The sequence below is a fragment of the Sphingomonas aestuarii genome (assembly GCF_054457155.1).
Genome location: NZ_JBTKVV010000003.1, coordinates 202,481 through 226,133 on the forward strand (window position 1 = coordinate 202,481; position 23,653 = coordinate 226,133).

A 23,653-nucleotide genomic window follows, 5' to 3' on the forward strand; every position below is an offset into this window, starting at 1 on the left:
CCATCCAAAGCGCTATGAATCGCGTCCTCTCCTTTGCGCTGCTTGGCGCCGCGACTGCGCTGTCGGCGTGCACCGTCGGTCCCGATTACCGGCCCGCGACCAGCGAGGCGCTGGGCGTGCCCGCCGCTTGGTCGGTCGGCGACGTGGCGGCGCGAGAGGACCTGACCCAGTGGTGGACGCGGTTCGACGACCCGCTGCTCCAGCAACTGGTGGGCGAGGCGCGCACCACCAATCTCGACGTCGCACAGGCAATCGCCCGGCTGCGCCAGGCGCGCGAGGGGCTGGTCCAGAGCCGCGCCAACCTGCTCCCCAGCGTATCGGGATCGGGCGGCTATTCGCGGCGCGAACCGATCGCCGGCGGCACCAGCACCACGACCCTGCCCGACGGGACGATCATTTCGACCGGCGCCGGATCGAGCGACAGCTTCTCGCTGGGCGCCGATGCCAGCTGGCAAGCCGATCTGTTTGGCGGCAACCGTCGCGGGGTGGAGGCGTCGCGTGCCGCGCTCGAGGCCGCAGGCTACGACTATGCCGCGATCCTGGTCGCGATCCAGGGCGAAATTGCGCGCAACTACATCTTGGCGCGCGCCAACCAGGCGCAGCTCGACAATGCCCGCGCGACGCTCGCCATTCAGGACGACAATCTGGAAATCGCGGGTTTCCGCGTTCAGGCGGGCCTCGTCTCGTCGATCGATGTCGAACAGGCGCGCGTCCAGCGCGCGCAGACCGCGGCTTCCATCCCCAGTATCGAATCGGCCTATGCCAGCGCGGTCGCGCGGCTTGGCGTGCTGACCGGTCGCGCGCCCGGTGCGCTGCGCACTCAGCTTGCGACGGTCCGTCCGATCCCGACCGGCCCGGCGAATGTCGGCGTCGGCATCCCCGCCGACACGCTTCGTCAGCGTCCCGACGTGCGGTCCGCCGAACGCAATCTGGCGGCATCGGTGGCGCAGATCGGCGTGGCGGAGGCGCAACTCTATCCGCAACTGTCGCTCGGCGGATCGATCGATACCAGCGCCAACGCCCTGTCCGCGATCGGCGACATCATTACGGGACGGATCTTTTCGAATATTGGCCAGTTGATCTTCGACGCCGGACGCACGCGCAGCCAGGTGCGATCGCAACAGGCCGCCGCCGATGCATCGCTCGCCAATTACCGCCAGACCGCGCTAACCGCACTCGAGGATGTCGAGAATGCCGTCGTTGCGCTCGATGCCGCCCAGCGCCGCGAGCGAGAGTTCGCCATCGCGCTTGATGCGGCAACCAATTCGGCGCTCCTCTCCCGCCTGCAATATCAGTCGGGGCTGACCGATTTCACCACGTTGTTGCAGGTCGAATCGTCGCTCTTGTCCGCGCGCAACGGCGTGACCCAGGCGCGCGCCGATCAGGCGACCGCGCTGATCCAGCTCTACACCGCCCTGGGCGGCGGCTGGGACGAAACACAGATCACCGATCCGGCGCCCGTCGCCGTGCTCGCAGAAGGTTCGAACTAATGGCCGACGCAACCCAGCCCAATATCGACGAATTTCTGGGCGCGAACGAACGCCCGCGCTGGCAGCGGACGATCCGGAAACCCTGGGTCAAATGGCCGCTGATCGCGGTGGGCGTGGTGCTGCTCATCCTGCTGGCGATGCGGCTGTTCGGCGCGGAGCCGCAGACCGGTTACGCGACCGAGGATGTGACCAACGGCAATCTGACCGTGACCGTGTCGGCGACGGGCAAGCTCGCCCCCACCGAACAGGTGCAGGTCGGCTCCGAACTGTCGGGCCTCGTCACGCAGGTGCTGGTCGATGTAAACGACCGGGTGACGGCGGGGCAGGCGCTGGCGCTGATCGACCCGTCGCAGCTCGACGACCAGATTCGCCAGGGACAGGCGCAGGTCAACGCCAATCAGGCACAGGTCGCCCAGGCCCAGGCGACGCTCGGCGAAGCGCGCGCGCAGCTTGCCCGGTTCGAGGAAGTCAGCCGCCTTTCGGGCGGTCGCGTTCCCGCCGAAACCGAGCTGGAGGCCGCCCGCGCCGCCGTCGCCCGCGCGCAGGCCGCGCTGCGCGTATCGCAAGCCAATGTCGTCGCCGCACAGGCGTCGCTCAATTCGAACCAGACCCAGCGGTCGCGCGCCGTGATCCGCTCGCCGGTCAACGGCGTGGTGCTGGCGCGTCAGATCGACGCCGGCCAGACGGTCGCCGCGTCGTTCAACACGCCGACCCTGTTCGTGATCGCGCAGGACCTGTCACAGATGCAGCTGGAGGTCGCGATCGACGAGGCCGATGTCGGCCAGGTCGCCGATGGCCAGCGCGCGACCTTTACCGTCGACGCGTTTCCGGGCCAGACCTTCCCGGCGCAGATCACCCGCGTCGATGTGGGGTCGAACCTGTCGGCACAGGCGGCGAGTTCGTCGTCCACCGGCACTGCCACGACCGGCACCGCCGGGCAGGTCGTCTCTTATGCCGCGCAATTGTCGGTCGCCAATGCCGACCAGCAATTGCGCCCTGGCATGACCGCGACGGCGGAAATCGTGACGATCGAAAAGCGCGGCGTGCTGCTCATTCCCAATGCCGCGCTGCGTTTCACGCCTCAATCGGCGAGCGAACAGGCTGCAACGGGCGGCGGTGGCATGGCAGGAGCGCTGATTCCGCGCGGAAAGCGTGGCGGTCGCAACCGCCCCGAACGCACCGCTACGGTCGGTCGCGGCGCGCAGCAGACCGTCTACATCCTCGGCGCCGAGGGTCAGCCCGAGCCGGTGCAGATCACGACCGGAGAGACCAACGGCCTTGTCACCGAGGTGACCGGCGGAAACCTGCGCCCCGGTGCCAAGATCATTACCGGTCAATTCACCGGCGACGGCGGCAACACCAAGGCGGGCAGCGGCGGCCGTCAGGGTGGCGGGGGCGGCAAGCGTGGCGGCTGACCCGATCATCCGTCTGCGCGGCGTCACCAAGACGTACGGCGAAGGCGCGACCGCGTTTCAGGCGCTGAAAGGCGTCGATCTCGACATTGCCGAGGGCGATTTCGTCGCGGTGATGGGTCCGTCGGGGTCGGGCAAGTCGACGACGATGAACATGCTCGGTTGCCTCGACGTGCCGACGAACGGCAGCTTCCTGTTCAAAGGCGTCGAGGTCGGGCATCTCGACCGCGATCAGCGGGCCTTGCTCCGCCGCAAATATCTCGGCTTCGTGTTTCAGGGGTTCAACCTGCTCAGCCGCACCACCGCGCTAGAAAATGTCGAACTGCCGCTGGTGTACCGTGGCGAGGACAAGAAAACGCGCCACGAACTCGGCATGGCCGCGCTCGACAAGGTCGGGCTGGCCGACTGGTGGGATCATACGCCGGCCGAATTGTCGGGCGGCCAGCAACAGCGCGTCGCCATCGCCCGCGCGATCGTCACCAGCCCCGCCGTCCTGCTCGCCGACGAACCCACGGGCAATCTCGACAGCGAACGATCGGTCGAGATCATGGAGCTGTTGTCGGGCCTCAACCGCGACAGCAACATCACCGTGCTGATGGTCACCCACGAACCCGACATGGCCGCCTTCGCTCACACGCTCGTCCATTTCAAGGACGGGCTGGTCGAGCGGATCGAGACCAAACAGAACGTGCCGGAACCCGCCTGATGCTCGGCACCACCTTTCTTCTCGCCATCCGGTCGATCCGGAGGCACATGCTGCGGTCGTTCCTGACGATCCTGGGGATCGTCATCGGCGTTGCCGCGGTCGTCTCGATGGTGACGCTCGGCAAGGCGACGACGCAGGCCGCCACCGATCAGGTCGCGTCGCTCGGCACCAACATCCTGCAAGTCCGCCCCGGCCAGGGCTTCGGGCGTGGCGGTGGCGGGCCACGTCCGCCCGATTTCGACGTGAACGACGTACAGGCGATCCGCGATCAAGTCGCGGGCGTGACCGCCGTGGCCCCTCAGGCACAATCGACCGCCACAGCCATCTATAACGGCGCGAACTGGTCGACCACGATCAACGGCACCACCAACGCCTTTTTCGAGGTTCAGCCCTGGGAGCTGACCTCGGGCCGCACTTTCACGCCCGCCGAGGAAGCGGCCGGGCGCGCCGTGTGCATCATCGGCAATACCGTCCAGCAGAACCTGTTTCGAGGCGGCGACGCGGTGGGGCAACGCATCCGGCTGAACGACATATCGTGCGACGTGATCGGCACGCTGGCGACGCGCGGACAGGCGGGGTTCGGCGGCGATCAGGACGATACCGTCATCATGCCGATCAACACCGTCCAGCGCCGCCTGACGGGCAATCGCGACATTCGCCTGATGCTGGTCGGGTTCGATTCGGCTTATGACCCGGCGGTCGTCCAGTCCTCGCTGACCGATCTGCTGCGCGAACGCCGCCGCATCCAGGCGGGGGCAGAGGATAATTTCAACATCTTCGACACCGCTCAGATCACCCAGACGCTGACCGGGGTCACGACTCTGCTCACCAGCATCGTCACCGCCGTCGCGGGGATCAGTCTGGTCGTCGGCGGGATCGGCATCATGAACATCATGCTGGTGTCGGTGACCGAGCGAACGCGCGAAATCGGTATCCGCCTGGCGATCGGCGCGGTCGCGCGCGAAGTGCTGATGCAGTTCCTGGTCGAGGCGATCGTACTGTCGATGCTCGGCGGGCTGGTCGGGCTGCTGCTGGCACAGATCGTCATCGCGGTACTGACGCCGCTGATGCAGGTGCCGTTTATTTTCGACCTTCAGATCAACATCATCGCGTTCCTGATCTCGGCAGTGATCGGGGTGGTGTTCGGATTCTTCCCGGCACGACGGGCGGCGTCATTGAATCCCATCGACGCGCTGCGGCACGAATAAGCTTCCGGTTTGCGGGAAGGGCTGGCCTCACCCCGCGAACTGAAGCAACCCCAACCCCGCCACCAGCGTCGCCGCCGCTGCGATCCGCCGCGCGCCCAGTCCTTCCTTCAGCACATGCGCGCCCATCAGCGCCGCCCACAGCACGGCCGTCTCGCGCAGCGCCGACACCTTCGCCGCCTCGACGAAGCTCATCGCATAGAGGGCCGATCCGAACGACAGGATCGACAGCGCCCCCGCCGCGACCCCGTAACGCCATTTGTCCCGCACCGCCGCCGCCAATGCGCGACGCCGCGTTGCGACCGCGAGCATCGTCACGCAGATCCAGTCGACCAGAAACAGCCACACGATGAAGGTGAACGGATCGGGCGCGATCCGCACCCCGCGTGCATCCGCGACATTGTAGAGCGCGACGCCGACTGCTGTGCCGCCTGCCCAGAACAACGCCCGTCCGCTCGGATGCGCTGCATAGCGCGCACCATCGGGCGGTAGGGTGAAGACGATCACCGACGCGGTCGCGATCAACAGCCCCAGCCAGCCCCACGGGCTCAGCCCCTCACTCAACAACATGAGTGCGCCGATCGCCGTCAGCAGCGGGGCGAGCCCGCGCATCACCGGAAACACCAGCGACAGATCGCCCGCCTGCATCGCCCGGATCAAACAGAATTGGTAAAAGAAATGTGCCGGAACCGCGATGACGAGCGCCGCCCAGGTCGCGGCATCGGGCGGTGCCACGACGAACGCCGCGGGCAGGATCATCACCGCCGCGCTACCCGACAGAATGACGCGCCCGACCAGAATGTCGGACCCCATCTTCACCGCCAGATTGGCGAACGCCAGCGTCACTGCCGAAAACAGGCCCAGCGCAATGGCAAGCGTCATGGACAGTGCTGTGCCCCGCCGACGCGCAAGGAGCAACCTGCTTCGGCAAGTTTCCGTTGTCCCCGAGAAGTCATTTTCGCAACCTAAGGCGGGCGGCACAGGCTGACATTGGACGGGAGGATGGATTTTGGCCATATCGCTGACTCGCGCCGCGATCGGCGGGCTGATCGTGCTGGCCGTCGCATCCTGCGCGGCTTCGGCGCCAGAGGGGACGACGATGGAGCCATCCGCCCGCGACGTGATTGTCATCGCCCATCGCGGGGCAAGCGGGGAGCGGCCCGAACATACGATCGCCGCCTATGATCTGGCGATCGAGCAGGGCGCCGATTTCATCGAGCCCGATCTGGTGCCGACCCGTGACGGCGTGCTGGTCGCGCGGCACGAAAACAACATCACCGATACCACCGACGTCGCCGATCGCCGCGAATTTGCGGATCGCAAGACGACGAAGGTCATCGACGGATCGAAGCAGACCGGTTGGTTTACCGAGGATTTCACGCTGGCCGAGCTGAAGACGCTCCGCGCCAGGGAACGGCTGCCGATGCTGCGCGGCGACAACCGAGCCTATGACGGCCAGTTCGAGGTGCCGACACTGGCTGAGGTCATCGCGCTCGCCAAAAAGCGATCGGCCGAAACGGGCCGAACGATCGGCATCTACCCGGAAACCAAGCATCCGACCTATTTCGCGTCGATCGACTTGCCGCTGGAGCCCGCGTTGCTGAGCGACCTGCGCAAGGCGGGGTGGGACAGCGCCGAGGCGCCGGTGTTCATCCAGTCTTTCGAGGTCGCAAATTTGAAAGCGCTTGCCAAACAGACCCGCGTGCGCCTGATCCAGCTGATGGCAGAGGAAGGCACACCTGCCGATGGTGCGGCGCCGAGCTATGCGGCAATGGCGACGCCCGAGGGCCTGCGCGCGATCGCCACCTATGCGTTCGGCATCGGCCCGAACAAGGCGATGGTGACCGAGGGTAGCGGCAAGCCCACGTCCCTGGTCGCGGATGCGCACGCCGTGGGGCTGAAGGTCCACCCCTGGACGCTGCGCGCCGAGAATTATTTCCTGCCGCTGCGTCACAAATCGGGCATCGATCCCCGTGCGCACGGGCGTCTGTCCGACGAGATCGCCGAACAGATCGCCGCAGGGGTGGATGGATTCTTCACCGATTTCCCTTATGCCGGGGTTCAGGCTCGGGATGCGATGACGCGTCGATTAACCGCCGAGTAGGGGCCTGGTGCCATGCGTAAAGCCGCTATGACCTTCGCGCTGTGCCTGCCGCTGCTGGCCGGCGGATGCATCGCCAGGACCGCGTTCGACGTGGTCACCTTGCCGGTCAAGGCGACCGGCCAGGTGATCGACTGGACCACGACCAGCCAGGAAGAAGCCGACCGCAATTACGGCCGCAAGATGCGCAAGCAGGAAGCCGCCGAAGGTCGCGAAATGCGCCGCCGCGACAAGGCGGCACGCGACGAAGCCAAGCGCGCCGCGCGCGACGCCGAACGCGACGACGATTACTGATCGGGTCTCGCGCGCACCGGCCAACGGCCGGTAACGAGGATCTATCCCCGCTCGGCCAGTTTGCGTTCCCAGGCAAGCGCATCGCGGACGATACCGTCGAGGTCGTCATGCTTCGGACGCCACGGCAGGCTACTGAGGATCGCGGCGTTATCGGCGACCAGCGCGTCGGGATCGCCCGCGCGGCGGCCCTCCATCCGGCGGTCGATGGTCATGTTGGTGACGCGATCGACCGCGTCGAGCACTTCGAGCACCGAAAAACCCTTGCCATAGCCGCAGTTGAGCGTGTGGCTGTCCGCCGGGCGCTCGACCAGCAGCGTCAGCGCATCGACATGCGCCGCCGCCAGGTCGGTAACGTGGATATAGTCGCGCACGCCCGTCCCGTCGGCGGTCGCGAAATCGGTGCCGAACACCGACACGCTGGCGCGTTTGCCGGTTGCGGCCTCCACCGCAACCTTGATGAGGTGGGTGGCACCCGCCGTCGATTGGCCCGACCGGCCCTGCGGGTCCGCACCCGCGACGTTGAAATAGCGCAGCGCGCAGTAATTGATCGGATGCGCGGCGGCGACGTCGGCCAGCATCGCCTCGGTCATCAGCTTCGACATGCCATAGGGATTGATCGGGTGCTTGGGCGAGTCCTCGCGCACCGGAACCGCCTCGGGTATGCCGTAAGTGGCTGCGGTCGACGAGAAGATGAAATGCTTCACGCCTTGGGCGACCGCGCTTTCGATCAGGCTGCGCGAGGCTGCGGTGTTGTTGCGGTAGTATTTGAGCGGGTTCTCGACCGATTCGGGCACCACCACCGATCCGGCGAAGTGCATCACAGCGAACACCGCGTAATCGCGCATCGCCGCGCGCACGGCGGCGTCATCCTCGATATTCGCGACCACCAGCGTGGCGCGTTCGTCCACGGCCCAGTCGAACCCGGTGACCAGATTGTCGATCACCACCACCCGGTATCCTGCGTCGAGCAGCGCCAGTACCGCATGGCTGCCGATATAGCCCGCGCCGCCCGTGACCATCACGCTGCCGTCCATGTCGCACTCCTACCATCCGATTGCTCTTGGCCATGCCGATCCTATTTAGGGCGTCAACCGATTTGAGGAGAATGACCGATGGCAAGCGATGTCGTGACGCTGGCGGGGGGCTGTTTCTGGTGCACGGAAGCAGTGTTCAAGGACGTGATCGGCGTGACCGAGGTGGAGAGCGTCTATATCGGCGGCCATGTCGAAAATCCGACCTACAAGGCGGTGTGCGGCGGCGACACCGGCCATGCCGAGGCGATCCGGGTGACGTTCGATCCCGAACAAATCGCGCTCGCCGACCTGTTCGACATCTTCTTCGCAACCCACGATCCGACGACGCTCAACCGCCAGGGCGGCGATGTCGGAACGCAATATCGTTCGGCGATCTTCCCGGCGTCGAGCGAACAGGAAGCCGAAGCGCGCGCTGCGATCGAGCGCAATGCAGGCGCGTGGCCGGATCCGATCGTCACCACCATCGAACATGCCGACACCTGGTATCCGGCCGAGGACTATCACCAGGATTATTGGGACGGTGAAGGCCAGCGCAATCCCTATTGCCTGTCGGTGATCCCGCCCAAGCTCCAGAAACTGCGCAAGAGTTTCGCCGCGCGGGCGAAGAGCGCGGGGGGAACCGCCTGAACGGAACGGAACCCATCGGGTCGGTGCCGGTTGAGACGCGACCGACCCGCCGATCGTGTGCGGGGCGTCACGAACAGGGAGTTCCCAATGCGCAAATTCATCGCACCCGCTTTGTTGATCCTGGCCGCGGCACCGCTGGCCGCCTGTGGCGGCGATGGCGACGACGCGCTCGCCGAACGCGCCGAAGAACAGGCCGAGGATCAGGCCGACGCGATGCGGGCAAACGGCATGAGCGAAGCCGCGGCCGATGCGGTCGAGGAAGCCGGTGAGGATCGTGCCGACGCCATCGACGACGCGGACGTCGATGCCGACGAACTGACCCAGGGTCAGCGCGATGCGCTGGTCAACGGAACGGCAACGCCGGTTCAATAATCCGTAACACCCGGGGGCGTGACGTGGACCGCCACGCCCCCGGTTTTGCTGACAATTTCAACAGCCCGTTATCGCAACGCGGCGCGTGCCAACCGATCGTTGATGGCGGCCCCGATATCGTCACCCGGGATGGGCGCGATCGCGATTGAGCCGAATTCGCTCGCGTCGGCACGGTGGAGCGCATCGAACAGCCGCGCCGCCGCTTCGATCAAATCGCCCGCCTCGGACAAGCTGTCGTTGCCGACGATCGTTCCAAATCCGATCATCCATTCGCCCGGTTCGCTGTGCGTGGCATTCAGCCGCAGCGGTTTTTTCGGCGCGTAGTGACTGGCCAGTTGGCCCGGTGCGGTGATGCCGTCGCCCGCATCCTCCAGCGCCGACCCCAGGACGGCTTCGATCGCCCGGCTCGGTATCGGCCCGGGCCGCAGCAGCCGAGCAGGGCCGACCAAGCCGATGATCGTCGACTCGATCCCCGCCGTGCTGGGACCGTCATCGAGAATCGCAGCGATCCGGCCATTGAGGGTAGACAGGACATGCGCGGCACAGGTCGGGCTGATCGCGCCGCTCGCATTGGCGGAGGGCGCAGCAAGTGGCTTGCCCGTCGCTGACAGCATTGCCTGCATCGCTCGGTGGGTGGGCACCCTGATGGCGATTGTGTCGAGCCCGGCGCTGACCAGGCTGGCGATACCCGAGTCGCTGCGATGCGGCAGCACCAGCGTCAGCGGTCCCGGCCAGTAGCGCCCGGCCAGCGCACGGGCGCGGTCGTCGAACACCGCCAATGCCTCGGCGGCGGCAAGGTCGGCAACGTGGACGATGAGCGGGTTGAAGCTGGGGCGGCCCTTGGCGGCATAGATGCCCGCGACCGCCTGGGGATTGCGCGCGTCGGCGGCGAGTCCGTACACCGTTTCGGTCGGGACCGCGACGCAGCCCCCGTGGGCGATGACGCGCGCGGCGTCCGCCACCCCGGCCTCGCCGTAGGGTAAGGTGCGCGTGGGGCGTGCGGGGTTTGAAACGGCCACGGAAATGGCGCTAGAGCGCAGCGAACCGAACGACAAGAGAGGACCGAGCGATGCCCTTCACTCCCGTCACCGCCGAGCAGCGTTTCGTGCTGGACAGCATCGTTGGGCTGCCCGAACTGGCGGCGACCGACCGCTTCGCGATGGCGAGCGACGATGTGGTCGATGCCGTGCTTGAGGGTGTCGGGCAATTCGCAGGCGGCGAATGGGCGCCGCTCGACCGCGCGGGCGACACGGTGGGTGCGCGCTGGACCGAAGACGGGGTGGTGATGCCCGACGGTTACGTCGCGGCGTACAAGGCCTATGTCGAGGGCGGATGGGGCACGATCGGTTCGCCCGAAGCGTTCGGCGGCCAAGGGATGCCGTTCGCGCTGTCGACCGCCGTGCTCGATACGCTGGGGACCGCCAATCTGGGCTTTGCGCTCGCGCCGACGCTGACCGTCGGCGCGATCGAGTCGCTGGTCCATCACGGCAGCGAGGAACAACAGCGGCTGTACCTGCCCAAACTCGCGACCGGCGAATGGACGGGGACGATGAACCTGACCGAACCCCAGGCGGGCAGCGATGTCGGCGCGCTCAAGACCAGAGCGGAGCCGGTGGGGGAGGGCAACTGGTCGATCAAAGGCACCAAGATCTTCATCTCGTTCGGCGATCACGACATGGCCGACAACATCGTCCATCTGGTGCTGGCGCGCACGCCGGGCGCGCCTGCGGGCACCAAAGGGTTGAGCCTGTTTCTCGTCCCCAAATACCGGCTGGATGCGGAAGGCAATCCCGGCGCGTTCAACGATGTTCGCGTCGTGTCGATCGAACACAAGATGGGGCTGCACGCCTCGCCCACCTGCGTGCTGTCGTTCGGCGATCATGACGACTGCATCGGCGAGTTGATCGGCGCGGAAGGCGGCGGGATCGCGGCGATGTTCACGATGATGAACAATGCGCGGCTGAACGTGGGCCTACAGGGCGTGCAGGTGGCCGAGGCCGCGACCCAGCGCGCGGTCGCCTACGCCCGCGAACGCGTGCAGTCGGCGCGTGCAGGTTCGTCGAACCGCGAGTCCGTCGCGATCATCGAGCATCCCGATGTGCGCCGGATGCTGTTGCGGATGAAGGCGCAGACGCAGGCGGCCCGCGCGCTGGTCTATTATGCCGCGGGGCAGGTCGATCGCGCGACGCTGGGCGATCAGGAGGCGCGCTGGCGGGTCGATCTGGTGACGCCGCTCGCCAAGGCGCACGGCACCGACATCGGCTGCGAAGTGTCGTCGCTGGGCATCCAGGTGCATGGCGGGATGGGCTATATCGAGGAGACGGGCGCGGCTCAGCATTTCCGCGATGCGCGGATCACGCCGATCTATGAAGGCACCAACGGCATCCAGGCCGCCGATCTGGTCGGGCGCAAGCTTGGGCTGGACAATGGCGGGGTGTTCGAACGCTTCTTTGCGCAGGTCGCGGCGGAGGCGCGGCATCCGGCGTTGGCCGATGTCGTTGGCCGCGTGTTGCGGATCGGGCGCGAGATGATGGGCAAGGACGCCGACGACCGGCTGGCGGCGAGCTATCCGTTTCTGACGATGGCGGCGATCTCGACCTGTGGCTGGCTGATGGAGAAGGAGCTGGCGGCACTCGACGGGTTCGAGGGCGATCCGCAATTCGCCGCGGCGAAGCGGGCGACGGCGCGCTTCTATCTCGACCAGATCGTGCCCGAAGCGCTGGGGCTGGAGGCCGCGGCGACGGCGTCGGCGGCAGTACTTTACGACATTCCGGCGGAGGCGTTCGCGGCTTAAGGCACGCCACGGGGTTGAGGAAACTTGCTTGAAATGGTGGTTGGTGGTGTGGTGTCACCCCTCCGAGGGGCAATCCCCGCTGCGGTCGGTCACGCGTCCGTCGACCAGCCATACGGTCGCGGGCGTCGCATCCTCGTCGTGGTAGCAGAGTTCGGGGTTCGATCCGTCGGCGGCGACCAGCAGCGTCCAGTTATGCGGGCCGCAATTATGCTGCTCGCATCCCCAGGACAGGACGCGCCCGTCGTCGGCGGTGGCGATCGGGGTCGAAGGGCCGGGGCCGGTCAGGATTTGATCCACCGGCGCATTGTCGCCGCCGGCCTGGACCAAAGCGGCACGCACCAGCGGATGATCCCGGAACGCCACGCCGGCCACCGCGTCGAAAGGATATTGGCCGACATAGGCGGAGAGGTCGCCCGCCACGCTGTCATTGGTCATCAGGTCGTTCTGGACGACGGCATCGTTGCCGACCGTCCCGGCATTGTCTTCGGGCGCGCTGGGTCCGCAGGCGGCAAGCGCCGCCGCCCCGCCAAGCACGAGCATCACCGTCGTCGGAAAGCGCATGCGACCCACCGGAATGCGCGTCAGGCGGCGAGCGGTGCGGGCTGTTTGCCCGTCTTGCCGCGAAACAGGCCGCCCCCAAACATCCCGCCTTCGTTCAGCGGCAATGCCGTCGCGCAATAGGCGCATTCGGCGGTCATGCGGCCCAGCAGCCAGTGCGATTTCCCGCAACCGGGGCAGTGATTCACTTCATGCGCGTGATAGGCGATCCGATATCCCGATCGCCCGATTGCAAATGGTGGTCTGATCGACGCCATCTCGTTTCTCCCTTTCGACGCACCTTCAATACCACGACGAGTCGTTCGGTTCCATCGACGAAGCGAAAAATGCGACGAAACGAATCGGAAACGAAGTTAATATCGCGGATCGGGAATGCTGCCGGGACTGCGGGCGCCCGGCATTGCTGAAACGCAAAGCATCGCTTCGCGCGCGTTGCAGGCTGCCCGAACGAAGCTCCTACTGCTCAGGCGGTTTCGCGGTCGAGCAGCGATTGCGCATCGAGGTCGAGCAGGTCGATCTGCGCACGGATGCGCGGCCATTGCTGGCTCAGAAAGCGGTCGCGCTCGGCAACGCGCAGCCGTTCAACGGCGCCTTCCAGCACGAACATGCCGACGCCGCGGCGCACCTCGACATAGCCGTCGTCCTGGAAACTCTGATAGGCCTTGGCCACCGTCAGCGGGTTGGCGCCATGTTCGGCGGCAAGCGCGCGGACCGACGGCAACTGGTCGCCCGCGCGAAATTCGCCGCGCAGGATCGCGGCGGCGATCGTGCCGCGCAGCTTGAGATAGACGGGGCTATCGCCGTGATCCAGACCTGTCATGCTGCTTTAATACACCAACGGGCGTTCGGGTCCATAGCGGATTCGAAACGGGCGCGCGTCCAGCGTCCTGACGCTAGCCGTTCCATTCGCTGAAGATCGCGTCCAGATCGGGGCGCGGACGTTCTTCCAGGTCGCGCGATGGCGTGCCGATGAATACGAAGCCTGCGATCCGGTCGCCCTCGCGACCGCCCAGAGCAGCGCGGATTTGATCGTTATAGGCCGCCCACCCGGTCAGCCATCCGGCGACGAACCCGCAAGCGTGCGCCGCATGTTCGAGATTCATGCAGGCCGCCCCTGCTGACAATTCCTGTTCCCACAGCGGAATGTGGCTGTCGCGCTTGGGCGTCGAGAGCACCGCGACCAGCGTCGGCGCCTGGCGCGCGAACTGTTCCATCGCCTCGATCTCCAGCCGTCCGGCGGCGGGCTTTTCGGCGCGATAGGCATCGACCAGCAACGCGGCGAACGCGTCGCGCGCGTCGAGGGGGATCGACACGAAGCGCCACGGCGCCAGCTTGCCATGATCCGGCGTGCGCGCAGCGATCGCGACGATGTCGCGCAGGGCGGCGGCATCCGGTCCGGGTGCGGCCATGTCGCGCGGTCGGCCCGAACGGCGGGTCTGGAGATAGGCGAGCGGGGTAGAGCGGTCGTTGAAGGACATGGCTCCGCGACTAACCCTGCAACGCGCTTGAAACAATCCGCTTCACAGCGCGCGATTCGCCGCTAGGGTGCCGCGCAATAAACGAGCATGGGCGGGGTCCATATGTCATTCGAGTTGATCATTTTCTGGGGAGCGGTGGTCGTGCTCGCCGGCTTCCTGCTGGGCGGCAGCTATGTCGTCACGCGTCCGCAGCCGGAGTTTGCGGGCCATCCCAAGGGGCTGTTCCTGCTGTTCCTGGCCGAAATGTGGGAGCGATTCTCCTATTACGGCATGCGGGCGCTGCTGATCTTCTACCTCGTCCAGCACTGGATGTTCTCCGACAGCGAGGCATCGGTGATCTACGGCGCCTATACCGCGCTCGTCTATATCACGCCGGTCGTCGGCGGCTATCTGGCCGACCGCTATCTGGGCCAGCGCAAGGCGGTGCTGTTCGGCGCCGTGCTGCTGACCTTCGGCCATTTCTTCATGGCGTTCGAAGGCGACGGCGCGGCGGGCCAGGCCAATCCGATGATCAACGTCTTCTGGCTGGCGCTGGCGCTCATCATCGTCGGATCGGGCTTTCTGAAGGCGAACATCTCGGTCATCGTCGGCCAGCTTTATGCGCGGACCGACGTGCGTCGCGACGGCGCCTATACGATCTTCTACATGGGCATCAACGTGGGCGCGGCGACCGCGTCGCTGATCTGCGGCTATCTCGGCCAGACCTATGGCTGGGCCTACGGCTTCGGCCTGGCGGGCCTCGGCATGCTCATCGGCCTGATATTCTTCGTCCTCGGCAAGCCATTGCTGATGGGCAAGGGCGAGCCGAAAAATCCCGAATATCTTCGCCAGCGCATGGGCGGGATCAAACGCGAATGGCTGTTCTACGGTATCGGTCTCGCGATGGTCGCCTTGTGCTGGTTCATGGTTCAGAACCAGGCGCTGGTTGGCATTCTGCTTGGCGCGTTCGGTGCGGTGCTGCTGACCTATGTCATCTTCACCGCCGTGGTGAAGCTGGATCGCGAGGAGCGTGACCGCATCTTTGCGGCGATGTTCCTGATCCTGACGTCGATCATCTTCTGGGCATTGTTCGAACAGGCGGGCTCGTCGCTCAACCTGTTTACCGATCGCCATGTCGATCGCGCGGGCGTGCCGGCATCGATGTTCCAGTCGGTCAACGCGATCTACATCATCCTGCTCGCGCCGCTGTTCGCCAGCATCTGGACCGGGCTCGGTCGGCGCGGGGCGGAGCCATCGGCACCGTTCAAATTCGGTCTGGGCATCGTTCAGGTCGGTTTGGGCTTCCTGGTGCTCGTCTGGGGTGCGCAGTCGGTCGGCGTGAATGTTGCGACGCCGGTGCTGTTCATCTTCCTGATCTATCTGCTCCACACCACCGGTGAGCTGTGCCTGTCGCCCGTAGGCCTCTCCGCCATGAACCGGCTCGCTCCGTCGCACATGGCCAGCCTGATCATGGGGATGTGGTTCTTCGCCTCTGCCACCGGCAATTTCGCGGCGGGCCTGATCGCGTCGGCGACGGGTGCCGAAGGCGTCGGCGAGGAAGCGGGCAAGGAAGTGGTGCTGGGCGTCTATTCGACGGTCGGCTGGGTCGCGGTAGCGGTCGGGATCGGCGTGCTGGTCATCTCGCCACTCATCAAGCGGATGATGCACCTCGATACGCTGAAGGACGATGTCGATCATGCGATGGCCGGTCAGGAGTCGATCGGCGAGCCGCAGGCCGCGGGCGTGAACACCAGCGGGGAGACTCGCTGAGGTTCGTAGCCACCCGATAAAGGAGAGGGGGAAATGACCGAGTTGATCGTCGCCTGTGCTGCGTTCGTCGGAAGCCATTTTCTCCTTTCCCACCCCTTGCGCTCGCCGGTCGTGTCCCGACTGGGCGAGCGTGGTTTTCTGGGGGTCTATTCGCTCGTCGCCTTTGCCACCCTGGGATGGGTGATCGCGGCCTATCTGGGGCTGCCCGAACAGCCGCCGCTATGGCCGGTCGGCGACACGCTATGGGCGGTCGGCACCGTCATCATGTGGGCGGGGTCGGTGCTGTTCGTCGGATCGCTGTTCGGCAATCCGGCGATGCCAAATCCCGCGACGCCAGCGGCAACTCCTACCGCTGTGCCCAGCCCAGGCGGGGTGTTCGCGATCACCCGGCACCCGATGATGTGGGGGTTCGCACTGTGGGCGCTGACCCATATCCTGGTCTATCCCGAGCCAGCCCAGATCGTGCTCGCCACTGCGATCGGCTTCCTTGCGCTGGTCGGCGCGGCATTGCAGGACCGCAAAAAGGCAACGCTCCAGCCCGATTTCTGGCCCGAATGGGAAGCGCGGACCAGCTATCTGCCGCTCGCGCGCGGGTTCGCCAATCCCGGCACGGTTGCGCTGGTCGGCGGCACGGCGTTGTGGTTGATCGCGAGCTGGGCGCATCTGCCGCTGGCCGGATGGGATGCGGGCGTGTGGCGCTGGATCGGGTAGGATAGGCATGTCGAACCGCATTCTCGTCCTCTACGGCAGCTACCGGTCGGACCGGATGGGCATTCGCCTGGCCGAGTATATTGTCGCGGGGCTGAAGGCGCGCGGCGACGATGCCGAACTGATCGACGCCAAAGCGGTCGGGCTGCCGATGCTCGACCGGATGTACAAGGAATATCCCGCCGGCACCGCGCCGGACGCGATGGAAACGCTGGCGGGGACGCTTCGCGCGGCTGACGGCTTCGTGTTCGTGACCGGCGAGTATAATTGGGGGATGCAGCCGGGCCTGAAGAACCTGACGGACCATTTCTTGGAGGAATGGTTCTGGCGCCCCGCGGCGATCGCCAGTTATTCGGCAGGGCGATTGTCGGGCGCGCGATCCAATTCGATGTGGCATCCGACGCTGAGCGAAATGGGGATGATCGTCATATCGAGCACGTTGACGGTGGGCCCGATCGCCCAGACGCTGGATGCGGAGGCGCATCCGACCGGCGATGCGGGCAAGTCGCTCGACAGGGCCTTTGGCCGTTTCGCCGACGATCTGGCCTGGTGGGCCGATGCGGCAAAGGCACAGCGCGCACAGCGCGATCCGCCCTATTGAAGGCGCTGCCTTGACTCCGCGCACGGCCCCGCCTAACGCGCGCCCTTCGCAATCAGGCTCCGCACTCCCGGTGAAGCGGCAGCCACGGTCCCAATCGGGCCGGGCGATGACCGGGACATGCGATCAGGTCCGCTTCGGCAGGCCGGGTCAACGTCACACGCTATTGCCAAGGAATATCACATGTCGAAGCGTTCCAGCGCCAAGTACAAGCTCGACCGCCGCATGGGCGAAAACATCTGGGGTCGCCCCAAATCGCCCGTCAACAAGCGCGAATATGGTCCCGGCCAGCACGGGCAGCGCCGCAAGGGCAAGATGTCGGATTTCGGCATTCAGCTGCGCGCGAAGCAGAAGCTGAAGGGCTATTACGGCGACATTACCGAAAAGCAGTTCAAGCGCACCTATGAAGAAGCGTCGCGCATGAAGGGCGACACCGGCATGAACCTGGTCGGCCTGCTCGAACAGCGCCTCGACATGATCGTGTACCGCGCGAAGTTCGCACCGACGATCTTCGCCGCCCGCCAGCTCGTGTCGCACGGCCATGTCCGCGTCAACGGCGTGAAGTGCAACATCGCGTCGCGCCGCTGCTATGTCGGCGACGAAATCTCGCTGGGTTCGAAGGCACAGGAAATGGTGCTGGTGATCGAGGCGCAGAGCCTGGCCGAGCGCGACATCCCCGAATATGTCGTCACCGACGGCGCATCAAAGGTGACCTTCAACCGCGTCCCCACGCTGGATGAAATCCCCTATCCGGTGAAGATGGAACCGAATCTGGTGGTCGAATTCTACTCGCGCTGATGCGCCGGGTCTAGCGAAGTCAATCGCAGCACTCCTCAGCGGCTCAGGCGGCGGCGCCGTAGCGCCGACCGACGACGCGGGCTTCGCCCGCAGCGCCCCGAGACAGAAAAAGGGCGGTTTCCGAAAGGAAGCCGCCCTTTTTTCGTGGGTGGCGCGGGGGGAGTGTTTGGGCGATCGGATCGGCGTGCCCTGAGCGCCCTTCGGATGGCTGACGCGGACTTCAACGCGCGATGCTTTGCGTACATATCCCCCGTATCGTCATTGCGAGCGAAGCGAGGCAATCCAGCCTTTCGCTAGGTCGCAGCGCTGGATTGCTTCGCTGGCGATCGCGATGACGGATTGGGGGAGCGCGCGTCACCCCTTTCCCAAATCCCACCGACCCCCTAAATCCTGCCGCCATGAATACCCCACCGCCTCCGCCTGAATGGGCGCCGCACGATGCCGTCTGGATCGGCTTTCCCAGCCACGGCGAATTGTGGCTCGACGATCTCGACCCCGCGCGCGCCGAAGTGGTGGCATTCGCGCGCGCGGTCCATGCCGCGGGGCGCGGCGAGCGGGTGATCCTGGTCGCCGCCGATGACGAGGCTGCGGACGCGGCGCGCGACATGGCGGGCGATTTCGCCGACATTGTGACCGAACCGTTCGGCGACATCTGGCTGCGCGATACCGCGCCGATCGTCGGCGGCGACGGGCGCGCGCATGATTTCGCCTTCAACGGCTGGGGCGGGAAATACGACCTGCCCGGCGACGACAGCATCGGCGCGCGGCTGGCGGCGTCGCGGCGGATGACGCTCGCGTCGCACGACTGGGTGCTGGAGGGCGGCGCGATCGATGGCGACGGCACCGGGCTGGTCGTGACGACCGAGCAATGCCTGCTCAACCGCAATCGCAATCCCGACCTGACACAGGATCAGGTCGAGGCGCGGCTGGCGAGCGATCTGGGCTATACCCGCGTGCTGTGGCTGGGCGACGGGCTCTACAACGACCACACCGACGGCCATGTCGATAACCTCGCGCGGTTCGTCGGGCCGAACCGGCTGGCGATGCCAGAGGCGGCGGAAAACGACCCCAATTGGCGCGTCTATCAGGACGCCGCGCTGCGCGCCGAGGCATTCGGGGTGGAGGTCGTCCGCGTGCCCTCGCCGGGCCGTATCCTCAACGACGAGGAAGAGGTGATCCCGGCGAGCTACATGAATTTCTACATCGGCAATGCCGCCGTCGTCGTGCCGCTCTATGGTGCGGAGAATGACGATGCGGCGGTCGCGGCGATCCAGGCGATCTTTCCCGACCGCCAGGTGGTGGGCCAGCGCGCCGACCATATCCTGACCGGAGGCGGCAGCTTCCACTGCATCAGCCAGCAGATTCCAAGCCTCTAATTGCCTTCCCGCAAGCGGGAGGGGAGAAGAAGGATGACATGACCCAAATTACCGTCGCCGCGCTTCAACTCGGCTTCTCGAACGACATCGATGCGAACATCGCGCATGTCTCGCGGCTGGTGCGTGAAGCCGCCGCGCGCGGCGCGCAGGTGATCCTGCCGCCCGAACTGTTCGAGGGCGAATATTTCTGCCGGGTCGAGGACGAAGGACTGTTCGCCAACGCCATGCCGACGGCCGAGCATAAGGCGGTGCTGGCGATGCAGTCGCTCGCCGCCGAACTGCGCGTTCACATCCCGACCAGCTTTTTCGAAGCCGACGGGCCGCATCACTACAACAGCCTGGCGATGATCGGCCCCGACGGGCGCGTCGCGGGCGTGTATCGCAAGAGCCATATCCCCGACGGGCCGGGTTATGAGGAGAAATTCTATTTCCGCCCCGGCAATACCGGGTTCAAGGTGTGGGATGGGCCCGACCGGGCGACGCTGGGGGTCGGCATCTGCTGGGACCAATGGTATCCCGAAACCGCGCGCGCGATGATGCTGATGGGCGCAGAGTTGCTCTTCTATCCAACGGCGATCGGCAGCGAGCCCCATGACGACAGCCTGGATACCGCGCGGCTGTGGCGCCGCGCGATGGTCGGGCATGCGGTGTCGAACGTGGTGCCGGTGATCGCCGCCAATCGGGTGGGCGTGGAGCATGGCCAGACCTTTTACGGCACGTCGTTCATCACTGACGAGCGCGGCGACATTCTCGCCGAACTCGACCGCGAGGAAGAAGGCGTCATCACCGCGACGCTCGACCTCGACCGGGTAAAGCGCCACCGCGCGGCCTTCGGCTTCTTCCGCGACCGGCGGCCCGAACTCTACGGGCGGCTGGTGCAGGACATCTGACCAAGTCATCCCTCTCCGTTCGTTTCGAGCGAAGTCGAGAAACGTGAACTTGGCGCTTGGTCTGGGTTTCTCGACTTCGCTCGAAACGAACGGTCGGTGAGGCGCGACACGCAACCAACCGCCGCGCGCCCCGTTACACCCACGAAACTAGGGGGTTAGCCGATGGGTCAGGGAAACATCGCCGATTTCACGCGCCGCGTGCTGGTGCTGCTCGCGGTGGTCGCGCTGGCGGCGCTGGTGCTGAAGCTCGGTTATCTGTTGCTGCTGCTGTTCGCATCCGCCGTGGTGGCGGTGGTCATCCGGCTGATTGCGCGTCAGTTCAAGCGGACAGGGCTTAGCGACGGGTTGTCGACGACCTTCGCAGTGCTGGTCATGCTGTTGTCGATGGTCGGTTTCGGCTGGGTCTTTGGCGGTTTGATATCCAGCCAGTTTACGACACTGGCCGAACAATTCCCAGACGCCGTCGCCCGCGTTCAGGACCAACTCGACGGATGGGGGATCGATTACAATCTGCAGTCGGCGGCGAGTTCGATCTCTGACCAGGCGGAGACGATCTTCCAGCGCGGCGCGGGCTTCATGATCTCAGCAGGCAGTATAATCGCCGATACGGTGCTGGTGCTGGCGGGCGCGGTGTTCCTGGCGGCGCAGCCCGGCTTCTATCGCCGCGGGCTGATCCGCCTGCTGCCCAAGACGTCGGAAAAGCTGGCCGATACGACGATCGACGATTGCGGACGAGGACTGAAACTATGGCTGGGCGGGCAGCTGGTCGCCAGCCTGTTCGTCGGCGTCATCGCGTTCATTGGCCTGACCATCATCGGGGTGCCGTCGGCATTCGCGCTTGCGCTGATCGCGGCGATCTTCGAACTGATCCCGTTCGTCGGGCCGATCCTCGCGGCGATCCCGGCGATCGTGCTTGGCCTGTCGGTCAGCCCGACCATGGGGCTGTGGACGCTGCTTCTCTACATCGTGCTCCAACAGATCGAAGGCAATGTGCTGAGCCCGATTATCCAGAAACGTGCGGTTGAACTGCCGCCGCTGGTCCTGCTGTTCGCGATCTTCGCCGCCGGGGTCATCTTTGGCGCGCCCGGGGTCATCCTTGCCGCGCCACTGACCGTTGTGATTTATGTTCTGGTTCAGCATCTTTACATTGGCCATGTGTTGGGTCGTCCGGTCAAGCGGCCCGGACGTCACGATGAGAATGCCGAGATATGAGCGCCGCTTCGCGATCCGTTCAGAGGTCGCGCACCATGTAGCGCGCATCGTCGCCATAGGTGGCGAGTTTCGCGCGCAGATCAGGGCTGTCGACCGCCGCGAACCCCTGCCGCGCCCAGAACGGCGCCGCGTCGTTGACCGCGACCAGCGCGATGCGCGGCCAGCCCGCATCCCGCGCATGATCGACCAGCCATGCGACGAAGCCGCCTGCCGCACCCGATCCCCGGGCGTCCGGCGACAGAGCGAGATCGTGGAGATAGATCAACGCCGGCGCATCCGGCAGCGTCCCGATCCGCGCATTGAGCGGCGGCATCGACCCCGCTACCCAGGGATAGGCGATGCCATAGCCGACCGCGCGATCCCGATCGTCCGCCAGCACCCGGCATCCGGCGGGATAGAGCGCCAGCCGTTCGGCAAAGCAGGCGCGATCCTCGTAATGGTCGGGAAAGGCGATCCGCGCGACCGCGACGACGCGGTCGAGGTCGTGTTCGGTCATCGCGCGCCAATCGTGCGTCATGCCGATGCCGTCAGCGCTGCCGAGTGCCGACATCCTCGCGGACGATGATCGGTTTCAGGCAATCGCCTTCGCGATACATCACCGTCTTTTCCTGATTGCCGAGCGGCTGGCGACCGAGCGGTTCGACGGGCCGCGCGGGTCTGGGGTTCTCCGCACCGCGCACCTCCAGCGAGCGGCATGGCTCCGACATTTGGGGCGGACTGGCCGATGGCAGCCAGCATCGGCAGCATGAGTACCGTCATCAGTATCGACATCGGATATTCTCCTGTTCCGATCGGATGGGCGGACAGGCTAACAGCAACGCGCCCGATTGCCACCCCTCACGCCGGGGGATGTCAGGCGATCAATTCGCGCCGCACTTCCAGCGCGCGTTCGAACACCGCCTCGAACATCGCCGCGGTCAGTCGCCCGGTGTTGGTGTTGTAGCGCGAGCAGTGATAGCTATCGATCAGCGCCTGACCACCCGGCATCCGGTGTTCGGCGAGGTGCCCGAACTTGGCCCTGGGCAGCCGTCCGCCCAGAATCTTTACCGCCGACTGATGCGCGATCTGGCCAAGGGCCACGAACACGCGCGCGTTGAGCAGGTCGTTTGCCTGTGCGTCGAGGAACGGGCGACAGGTGCGGATTTCCTCGGGCGTCGGCTTGTTCTGCGGGGGCAGGCATTTGACGGCGTTGATGATGATCGCGCCCTTCAACTGCAATCCGTCGTCGGGCCGCGCGTCGTAAGTCCCTTCGGTAAAGCCATATTTCCCCAGAGTCGCGAACAGCAGGTCGCCGGCATAGTCGCCGGTAAAGGGGCGTCCGGTACGGTTGGCGCCGTGCTTGCCGGGCGCCAGGCCGACGATCGCCAGCCAGGCGTGCGGATCGCCGAACGCGTTGACCGGCGCGTTCCACCAGTCGGGATGCTCGGCGCGCAGTTCCTCGCGGAACGCGACCAGGCGCGGGCAGCGCGGGCAATCGCGCGGGGGCTCGGTGGCGGGCAGGGGGCTGGGCACGAACATGGTTCGGCGATAGGCGGCTTTGGGTGGAAAGCTCAACCTATCTGATCGCGCTGGGATCGAACCGCAGCGGGCGGCATGGCGACCCGCGCGACGAGGTTCAGGCCGCGATCGCCGCGCTGGGGAAGGTGCAGGCGGCGTCACCGATCGTCGAGACGCCGCCGGTCGGCCCGTCGATCCGCCGCTTCGTCAATGCCGCGTGCGTGATCGAAACCGACGAGACGCCCCCCGAACTGCTCGCGCGCCTGAAGCGGATCGAGCGCGATTTCGGCAGGCGGCGCGGCCGGCGCTGGGGTGTGCGCGTCGTCGATCTCGACATCATCCTGTGGTCGGACGGGTGCTGGGCGTCGCCGGGGCTGATCGTGCCGCACACCGCGTTCCGAACCCGCGATTTCGTTCTCGGCCCCGCCGCGTCGATCGTCCCCGACTGGCGCGACCCCATCACGAATTTGACGCTGCGCCAGCTTCGCAACCGGTTGACCCGACGGGTCCCCACGCCTAGGTGACCGCTCGGTGTGGGCTCGTAGCTCAGTTGGTAGAGCAACGGACTTTTAATCTGTAGGTCTCGGGTTCGAGCCCCGACGAGCCCACCACTGCGGATTGCTGCTACCAGCCGCGTCATAGTCTGCCCCTGGCTGGAACCACCCTAAATTCTCCATCTGCGATATGCAGAACCTCAACCAGCGCAGAGGTTTGGACAGCCAGCCGCGATGGTTGCAATCACCGTGCTGGAACA

Annotated in this window: 27 protein-coding genes and 1 tRNA gene; 18 read left to right on the forward strand and 10 right to left on the reverse strand. The window is 65.9% G+C overall.

Annotated elements, in window-relative coordinates:
- The first annotated feature begins 14 nt into the window (after positions 1-14).
- From ACX0GZ_RS06845 to ACX0GZ_RS06860, 4 genes are read left to right on the forward strand one after another with little or no spacing between them, the layout of a single operon-like run.
- Positions 15-1,490: an efflux transporter outer membrane subunit gene (locus ACX0GZ_RS06845; RefSeq protein ID WP_458814705.1), complete on the forward strand. Its 1,476-nt coding sequence runs from the start codon at positions 15-17 to the stop codon at positions 1,488-1,490.
- A complete protein-coding gene (locus ACX0GZ_RS06850) occupies positions 1,490-2,905 on the forward strand; it encodes an efflux RND transporter periplasmic adaptor subunit (RefSeq protein ID WP_458814707.1) in 1,416 nt (471 codons plus the stop codon). Before ACX0GZ_RS06845 ends, ACX0GZ_RS06850 begins: the two co-directional genes overlap by 1 nt.
- Complete coding sequence (locus ACX0GZ_RS06855; RefSeq protein ID WP_458814709.1) at positions 2,895-3,608, forward strand: ABC transporter ATP-binding protein; 714 nt, start codon at positions 2,895-2,897, stop codon at positions 3,606-3,608. The genes ACX0GZ_RS06850 and ACX0GZ_RS06855 overlap by 11 nt, the downstream gene beginning before the upstream one ends.
- Entirely contained in the window at positions 3,608-4,816 is a 1,209-nt protein-coding gene (locus tag ACX0GZ_RS06860; protein ID WP_458814711.1) for an ABC transporter permease, read from the forward strand. The genes ACX0GZ_RS06855 and ACX0GZ_RS06860 overlap by 1 nt, the downstream gene beginning before the upstream one ends.
- Before the next feature lie 27 nt (positions 4,817-4,843).
- On the opposite strand, the gene ACX0GZ_RS06865 is transcribed toward ACX0GZ_RS06860, so the two are convergent.
- Positions 4,844-5,695: an EamA family transporter gene (locus ACX0GZ_RS06865; RefSeq protein ID WP_458814713.1), complete on the reverse strand. Its 852-nt coding sequence runs from the start codon at positions 5,693-5,695 to the stop codon at positions 4,844-4,846.
- A 217-nt stretch (positions 5,696-5,912) separates the two neighbouring features.
- Between ACX0GZ_RS06865 and ACX0GZ_RS06870 the strand changes: the two genes are divergently transcribed.
- A complete protein-coding gene (locus tag ACX0GZ_RS06870; RefSeq protein WP_458815256.1) occupies positions 5,913-6,917 on the forward strand; it encodes a glycerophosphodiester phosphodiesterase in 1,005 nt (334 codons plus the stop codon).
- Between the two features lie 12 nt (positions 6,918-6,929).
- Positions 6,930-7,208: a hypothetical protein gene (locus tag ACX0GZ_RS06875; protein ID WP_458814715.1), complete on the forward strand. Its 279-nt coding sequence runs from the start codon at positions 6,930-6,932 to the stop codon at positions 7,206-7,208.
- 41 nt (positions 7,209-7,249) lie between these two features.
- Here the strand turns inward: ACX0GZ_RS06875 and galE are convergent, their stop codons facing one another.
- A complete protein-coding gene (gene galE, locus ACX0GZ_RS06880; RefSeq protein ID WP_458814717.1) occupies positions 7,250-8,242 on the reverse strand; it encodes a UDP-glucose 4-epimerase GalE in 993 nt (330 codons plus the stop codon).
- 78 nt (positions 8,243-8,320) lie between these two features.
- Here galE and msrA point away from each other — a divergent pair, with 78 nt between their 5' ends.
- Both msrA and ACX0GZ_RS06890 read left to right on the forward strand, forming a co-directional pair.
- Complete coding sequence (gene msrA / locus ACX0GZ_RS06885) at positions 8,321-8,869, forward strand: peptide-methionine (S)-S-oxide reductase MsrA (protein WP_458814719.1); 549 nt, start codon at positions 8,321-8,323, stop codon at positions 8,867-8,869.
- Between the two features lie 87 nt (positions 8,870-8,956).
- Entirely contained in the window at positions 8,957-9,241 is a 285-nt protein-coding gene (locus ACX0GZ_RS06890) for a hypothetical protein (protein ID WP_458814721.1), read from the forward strand.
- Between the two features lie 68 nt (positions 9,242-9,309).
- Here the strand turns inward: ACX0GZ_RS06890 and ACX0GZ_RS06895 are convergent, their stop codons facing one another.
- Positions 9,310-10,260 carry an L-threonylcarbamoyladenylate synthase gene (locus ACX0GZ_RS06895; protein ID WP_458814723.1) on the reverse strand — a complete coding sequence of 317 codons (951 nt, stop codon included), beginning with the start codon at positions 10,258-10,260 and terminating at the stop codon, positions 9,310-9,312.
- 50 nt (positions 10,261-10,310) lie between these two features.
- Between ACX0GZ_RS06895 and ACX0GZ_RS06900 the strand changes: the two genes are divergently transcribed.
- On the forward strand, positions 10,311-12,035 hold the full coding sequence (locus ACX0GZ_RS06900) for an acyl-CoA dehydrogenase (RefSeq protein ID WP_458814725.1): 1,725 nt from the start codon (positions 10,311-10,313) through the stop codon (positions 12,033-12,035).
- Between the two features lie 54 nt (positions 12,036-12,089).
- Here the strand turns inward: ACX0GZ_RS06900 and ACX0GZ_RS06905 are convergent, their stop codons facing one another.
- The 4 genes from ACX0GZ_RS06905 to ACX0GZ_RS06920 form a co-directional block, all read right to left on the reverse strand.
- Entirely contained in the window at positions 12,090-12,596 is a 507-nt protein-coding gene (locus tag ACX0GZ_RS06905) for a hypothetical protein (protein ID WP_458814727.1), read from the reverse strand.
- A 20-nt stretch (positions 12,597-12,616) separates the two neighbouring features.
- Positions 12,617-12,850, reverse strand: a complete 234-nt coding sequence (locus ACX0GZ_RS06910; RefSeq protein ID WP_458814729.1) for a hypothetical protein — start codon at positions 12,848-12,850, stop codon at positions 12,617-12,619.
- Positions 12,851-13,056: 206 nt separating this feature from the next.
- Positions 13,057-13,413 (reverse strand): GntR family transcriptional regulator, encoded by a 357-nt coding sequence (locus ACX0GZ_RS06915; protein ID WP_458814731.1) that lies wholly within the window; start codon positions 13,411-13,413, stop codon positions 13,057-13,059.
- 73 nt (positions 13,414-13,486) lie between these two features.
- Positions 13,487-14,071 carry a nitroreductase family protein gene (locus ACX0GZ_RS06920; RefSeq protein ID WP_458814733.1) on the reverse strand — a complete coding sequence of 195 codons (585 nt, stop codon included), beginning with the start codon at positions 14,069-14,071 and terminating at the stop codon, positions 13,487-13,489.
- Between the two features lie 102 nt (positions 14,072-14,173).
- On the opposite strand from ACX0GZ_RS06920, the gene ACX0GZ_RS06925 reads away from it, so the two are divergent.
- The 7 genes from ACX0GZ_RS06925 to ACX0GZ_RS06955 all read left to right on the forward strand — a co-directional run bounded on the left by ACX0GZ_RS06925 (position 14,174) and on the right by ACX0GZ_RS06955 (position 21,402).
- Complete coding sequence (locus ACX0GZ_RS06925) at positions 14,174-15,820, forward strand: peptide MFS transporter (RefSeq protein WP_458814735.1); 1,647 nt, start codon at positions 14,174-14,176, stop codon at positions 15,818-15,820.
- Positions 15,821-15,853: 33 nt separating this feature from the next.
- Positions 15,854-16,531: an NnrU family protein gene (locus tag ACX0GZ_RS06930; RefSeq protein ID WP_458814737.1), complete on the forward strand. Its 678-nt coding sequence runs from the start codon at positions 15,854-15,856 to the stop codon at positions 16,529-16,531.
- Between the two features lie 7 nt (positions 16,532-16,538).
- Positions 16,539-17,129 carry an NADPH-dependent FMN reductase gene (locus ACX0GZ_RS06935; RefSeq protein ID WP_458814739.1) on the forward strand — a complete coding sequence of 197 codons (591 nt, stop codon included), beginning with the start codon at positions 16,539-16,541 and terminating at the stop codon, positions 17,127-17,129.
- 180 nt (positions 17,130-17,309) lie between these two features.
- The gene (rpsD, locus tag ACX0GZ_RS06940) at positions 17,310-17,924 is read left to right on the forward strand and encodes a 30S ribosomal protein S4 (protein ID WP_458814741.1); all 615 of its coding nucleotides are present in this window, start codon (positions 17,310-17,312) and stop codon (positions 17,922-17,924) included.
- A 398-nt stretch (positions 17,925-18,322) separates the two neighbouring features.
- Positions 18,323-19,300, forward strand: coding sequence for an agmatine deiminase family protein (locus tag ACX0GZ_RS06945; protein WP_458814743.1), 978 nt, complete (start codon positions 18,323-18,325; stop codon positions 19,298-19,300).
- A 38-nt stretch (positions 19,301-19,338) separates the two neighbouring features.
- Positions 19,339-20,190, forward strand: coding sequence for an N-carbamoylputrescine amidase (aguB, locus tag ACX0GZ_RS06950; protein WP_458814745.1), 852 nt, complete (start codon positions 19,339-19,341; stop codon positions 20,188-20,190).
- A 162-nt stretch (positions 20,191-20,352) separates the two neighbouring features.
- Positions 20,353-21,402, forward strand: a complete 1,050-nt coding sequence (locus ACX0GZ_RS06955) for an AI-2E family transporter (RefSeq protein ID WP_458814747.1) — start codon at positions 20,353-20,355, stop codon at positions 21,400-21,402.
- 19 nt (positions 21,403-21,421) lie between these two features.
- Here ACX0GZ_RS06955 and ACX0GZ_RS06960 read toward each other — a convergent pair whose 3' ends face one another.
- The 3 genes from ACX0GZ_RS06960 to ACX0GZ_RS06970 all read right to left on the reverse strand — a co-directional run bounded on the left by ACX0GZ_RS06960 (position 21,422) and on the right by ACX0GZ_RS06970 (position 22,920).
- The gene (locus tag ACX0GZ_RS06960) at positions 21,422-21,952 is read right to left on the reverse strand and encodes a GNAT family N-acetyltransferase (protein WP_458814749.1); all 531 of its coding nucleotides are present in this window, start codon (positions 21,950-21,952) and stop codon (positions 21,422-21,424) included.
- Positions 21,930-22,109 carry a hypothetical protein gene (locus tag ACX0GZ_RS06965; RefSeq protein WP_458814751.1) on the reverse strand — a complete coding sequence of 60 codons (180 nt, stop codon included), beginning with the start codon at positions 22,107-22,109 and terminating at the stop codon, positions 21,930-21,932. The genes ACX0GZ_RS06960 and ACX0GZ_RS06965 overlap by 23 nt, the downstream gene beginning before the upstream one ends.
- A gap of 145 nt (positions 22,110-22,254) precedes the next feature.
- Complete coding sequence (locus ACX0GZ_RS06970; protein WP_458814753.1) at positions 22,255-22,920, reverse strand: uracil-DNA glycosylase; 666 nt, start codon at positions 22,918-22,920, stop codon at positions 22,255-22,257.
- Positions 22,921-22,943: 23 nt separating this feature from the next.
- Between ACX0GZ_RS06970 and folK the strand changes: the two genes are divergently transcribed.
- Both folK and ACX0GZ_RS06980 read left to right on the forward strand, forming a co-directional pair.
- Complete coding sequence (gene folK, locus ACX0GZ_RS06975) at positions 22,944-23,423, forward strand: 2-amino-4-hydroxy-6-hydroxymethyldihydropteridine diphosphokinase (RefSeq protein WP_458814755.1); 480 nt, start codon at positions 22,944-22,946, stop codon at positions 23,421-23,423.
- A gap of 11 nt (positions 23,424-23,434) precedes the next feature.
- Positions 23,435-23,510: transfer RNA gene (locus tag ACX0GZ_RS06980), tRNA-Lys, on the forward strand.
- The last annotated feature ends 143 nt before the right edge of the window (positions 23,511-23,653 follow it).

Bases quoted from the DNA above. Each gene is read 5' to 3' on its own strand.
- ACX0GZ_RS06845 (WP_458814705.1), top strand. From the start codon at position 15: ATGAATCGCGTCCTCTCCTTTGCGCTGCTTGGCGCCGCGACTGCGCTG.
- ACX0GZ_RS06850 (WP_458814707.1), top strand. From the start codon at position 1,490: ATGGCCGACGCAACCCAGCCCAATATCGACGAATTTCTGGGCGCGAAC.
- ACX0GZ_RS06860 (WP_458814711.1), top strand. From the start codon at position 3,608: ATGCTCGGCACCACCTTTCTTCTCGCCATCCGGTCGATCCGGAGGCAC.
- ACX0GZ_RS06865 (WP_458814713.1), bottom strand. From the start codon at position 5,695: ATGACGCTTGCCATTGCGCTGGGCCTGTTTTCGGCAGTGACGCTGGCG.
- ACX0GZ_RS06870 (WP_458815256.1), top strand. From the start codon at position 5,913: ATGGAGCCATCCGCCCGCGACGTGATTGTCATCGCCCATCGCGGGGCA.
- ACX0GZ_RS06875 (WP_458814715.1), top strand. From the start codon at position 6,930: ATGCGTAAAGCCGCTATGACCTTCGCGCTGTGCCTGCCGCTGCTGGCC.
- galE (WP_458814717.1), bottom strand. From the start codon at position 8,242: ATGGACGGCAGCGTGATGGTCACGGGCGGCGCGGGCTATATCGGCAGC.
- msrA (WP_458814719.1), top strand. From the start codon at position 8,321: ATGGCAAGCGATGTCGTGACGCTGGCGGGGGGCTGTTTCTGGTGCACG.
- ACX0GZ_RS06890 (WP_458814721.1), top strand. From the start codon at position 8,957: ATGCGCAAATTCATCGCACCCGCTTTGTTGATCCTGGCCGCGGCACCG.
- ACX0GZ_RS06900 (WP_458814725.1), top strand. From the start codon at position 10,311: ATGCCCTTCACTCCCGTCACCGCCGAGCAGCGTTTCGTGCTGGACAGC.
- ACX0GZ_RS06905 (WP_458814727.1), bottom strand. From the start codon at position 12,596: ATGCGCTTTCCGACGACGGTGATGCTCGTGCTTGGCGGGGCGGCGGCG.
- ACX0GZ_RS06910 (WP_458814729.1), bottom strand. From the start codon at position 12,850: ATGGCGTCGATCAGACCACCATTTGCAATCGGGCGATCGGGATATCGG.
- ACX0GZ_RS06915 (WP_458814731.1), bottom strand. From the start codon at position 13,413: ATGACAGGTCTGGATCACGGCGATAGCCCCGTCTATCTCAAGCTGCGC.
- ACX0GZ_RS06920 (WP_458814733.1), bottom strand. From the start codon at position 14,071: ATGTCCTTCAACGACCGCTCTACCCCGCTCGCCTATCTCCAGACCCGC.
- ACX0GZ_RS06925 (WP_458814735.1), top strand. From the start codon at position 14,174: ATGTCATTCGAGTTGATCATTTTCTGGGGAGCGGTGGTCGTGCTCGCC.
- ACX0GZ_RS06930 (WP_458814737.1), top strand. From the start codon at position 15,854: ATGACCGAGTTGATCGTCGCCTGTGCTGCGTTCGTCGGAAGCCATTTT.
- ACX0GZ_RS06935 (WP_458814739.1), top strand. From the start codon at position 16,539: ATGTCGAACCGCATTCTCGTCCTCTACGGCAGCTACCGGTCGGACCGG.
- rpsD (WP_458814741.1), top strand. From the start codon at position 17,310: ATGTCGAAGCGTTCCAGCGCCAAGTACAAGCTCGACCGCCGCATGGGC.
- ACX0GZ_RS06945 (WP_458814743.1), top strand. From the start codon at position 18,323: ATGAATACCCCACCGCCTCCGCCTGAATGGGCGCCGCACGATGCCGTC.
- aguB (WP_458814745.1), top strand. From the start codon at position 19,339: ATGACCCAAATTACCGTCGCCGCGCTTCAACTCGGCTTCTCGAACGAC.
- ACX0GZ_RS06955 (WP_458814747.1), top strand. From the start codon at position 20,353: ATGGGTCAGGGAAACATCGCCGATTTCACGCGCCGCGTGCTGGTGCTG.
- ACX0GZ_RS06960 (WP_458814749.1), bottom strand. From the start codon at position 21,952: ATGTCGGCACTCGGCAGCGCTGACGGCATCGGCATGACGCACGATTGG.
- ACX0GZ_RS06965 (WP_458814751.1), bottom strand. From the start codon at position 22,109: ATGTCGGAGCCATGCCGCTCGCTGGAGGTGCGCGGTGCGGAGAACCCC.
- ACX0GZ_RS06970 (WP_458814753.1), bottom strand. From the start codon at position 22,920: ATGTTCGTGCCCAGCCCCCTGCCCGCCACCGAGCCCCCGCGCGATTGC.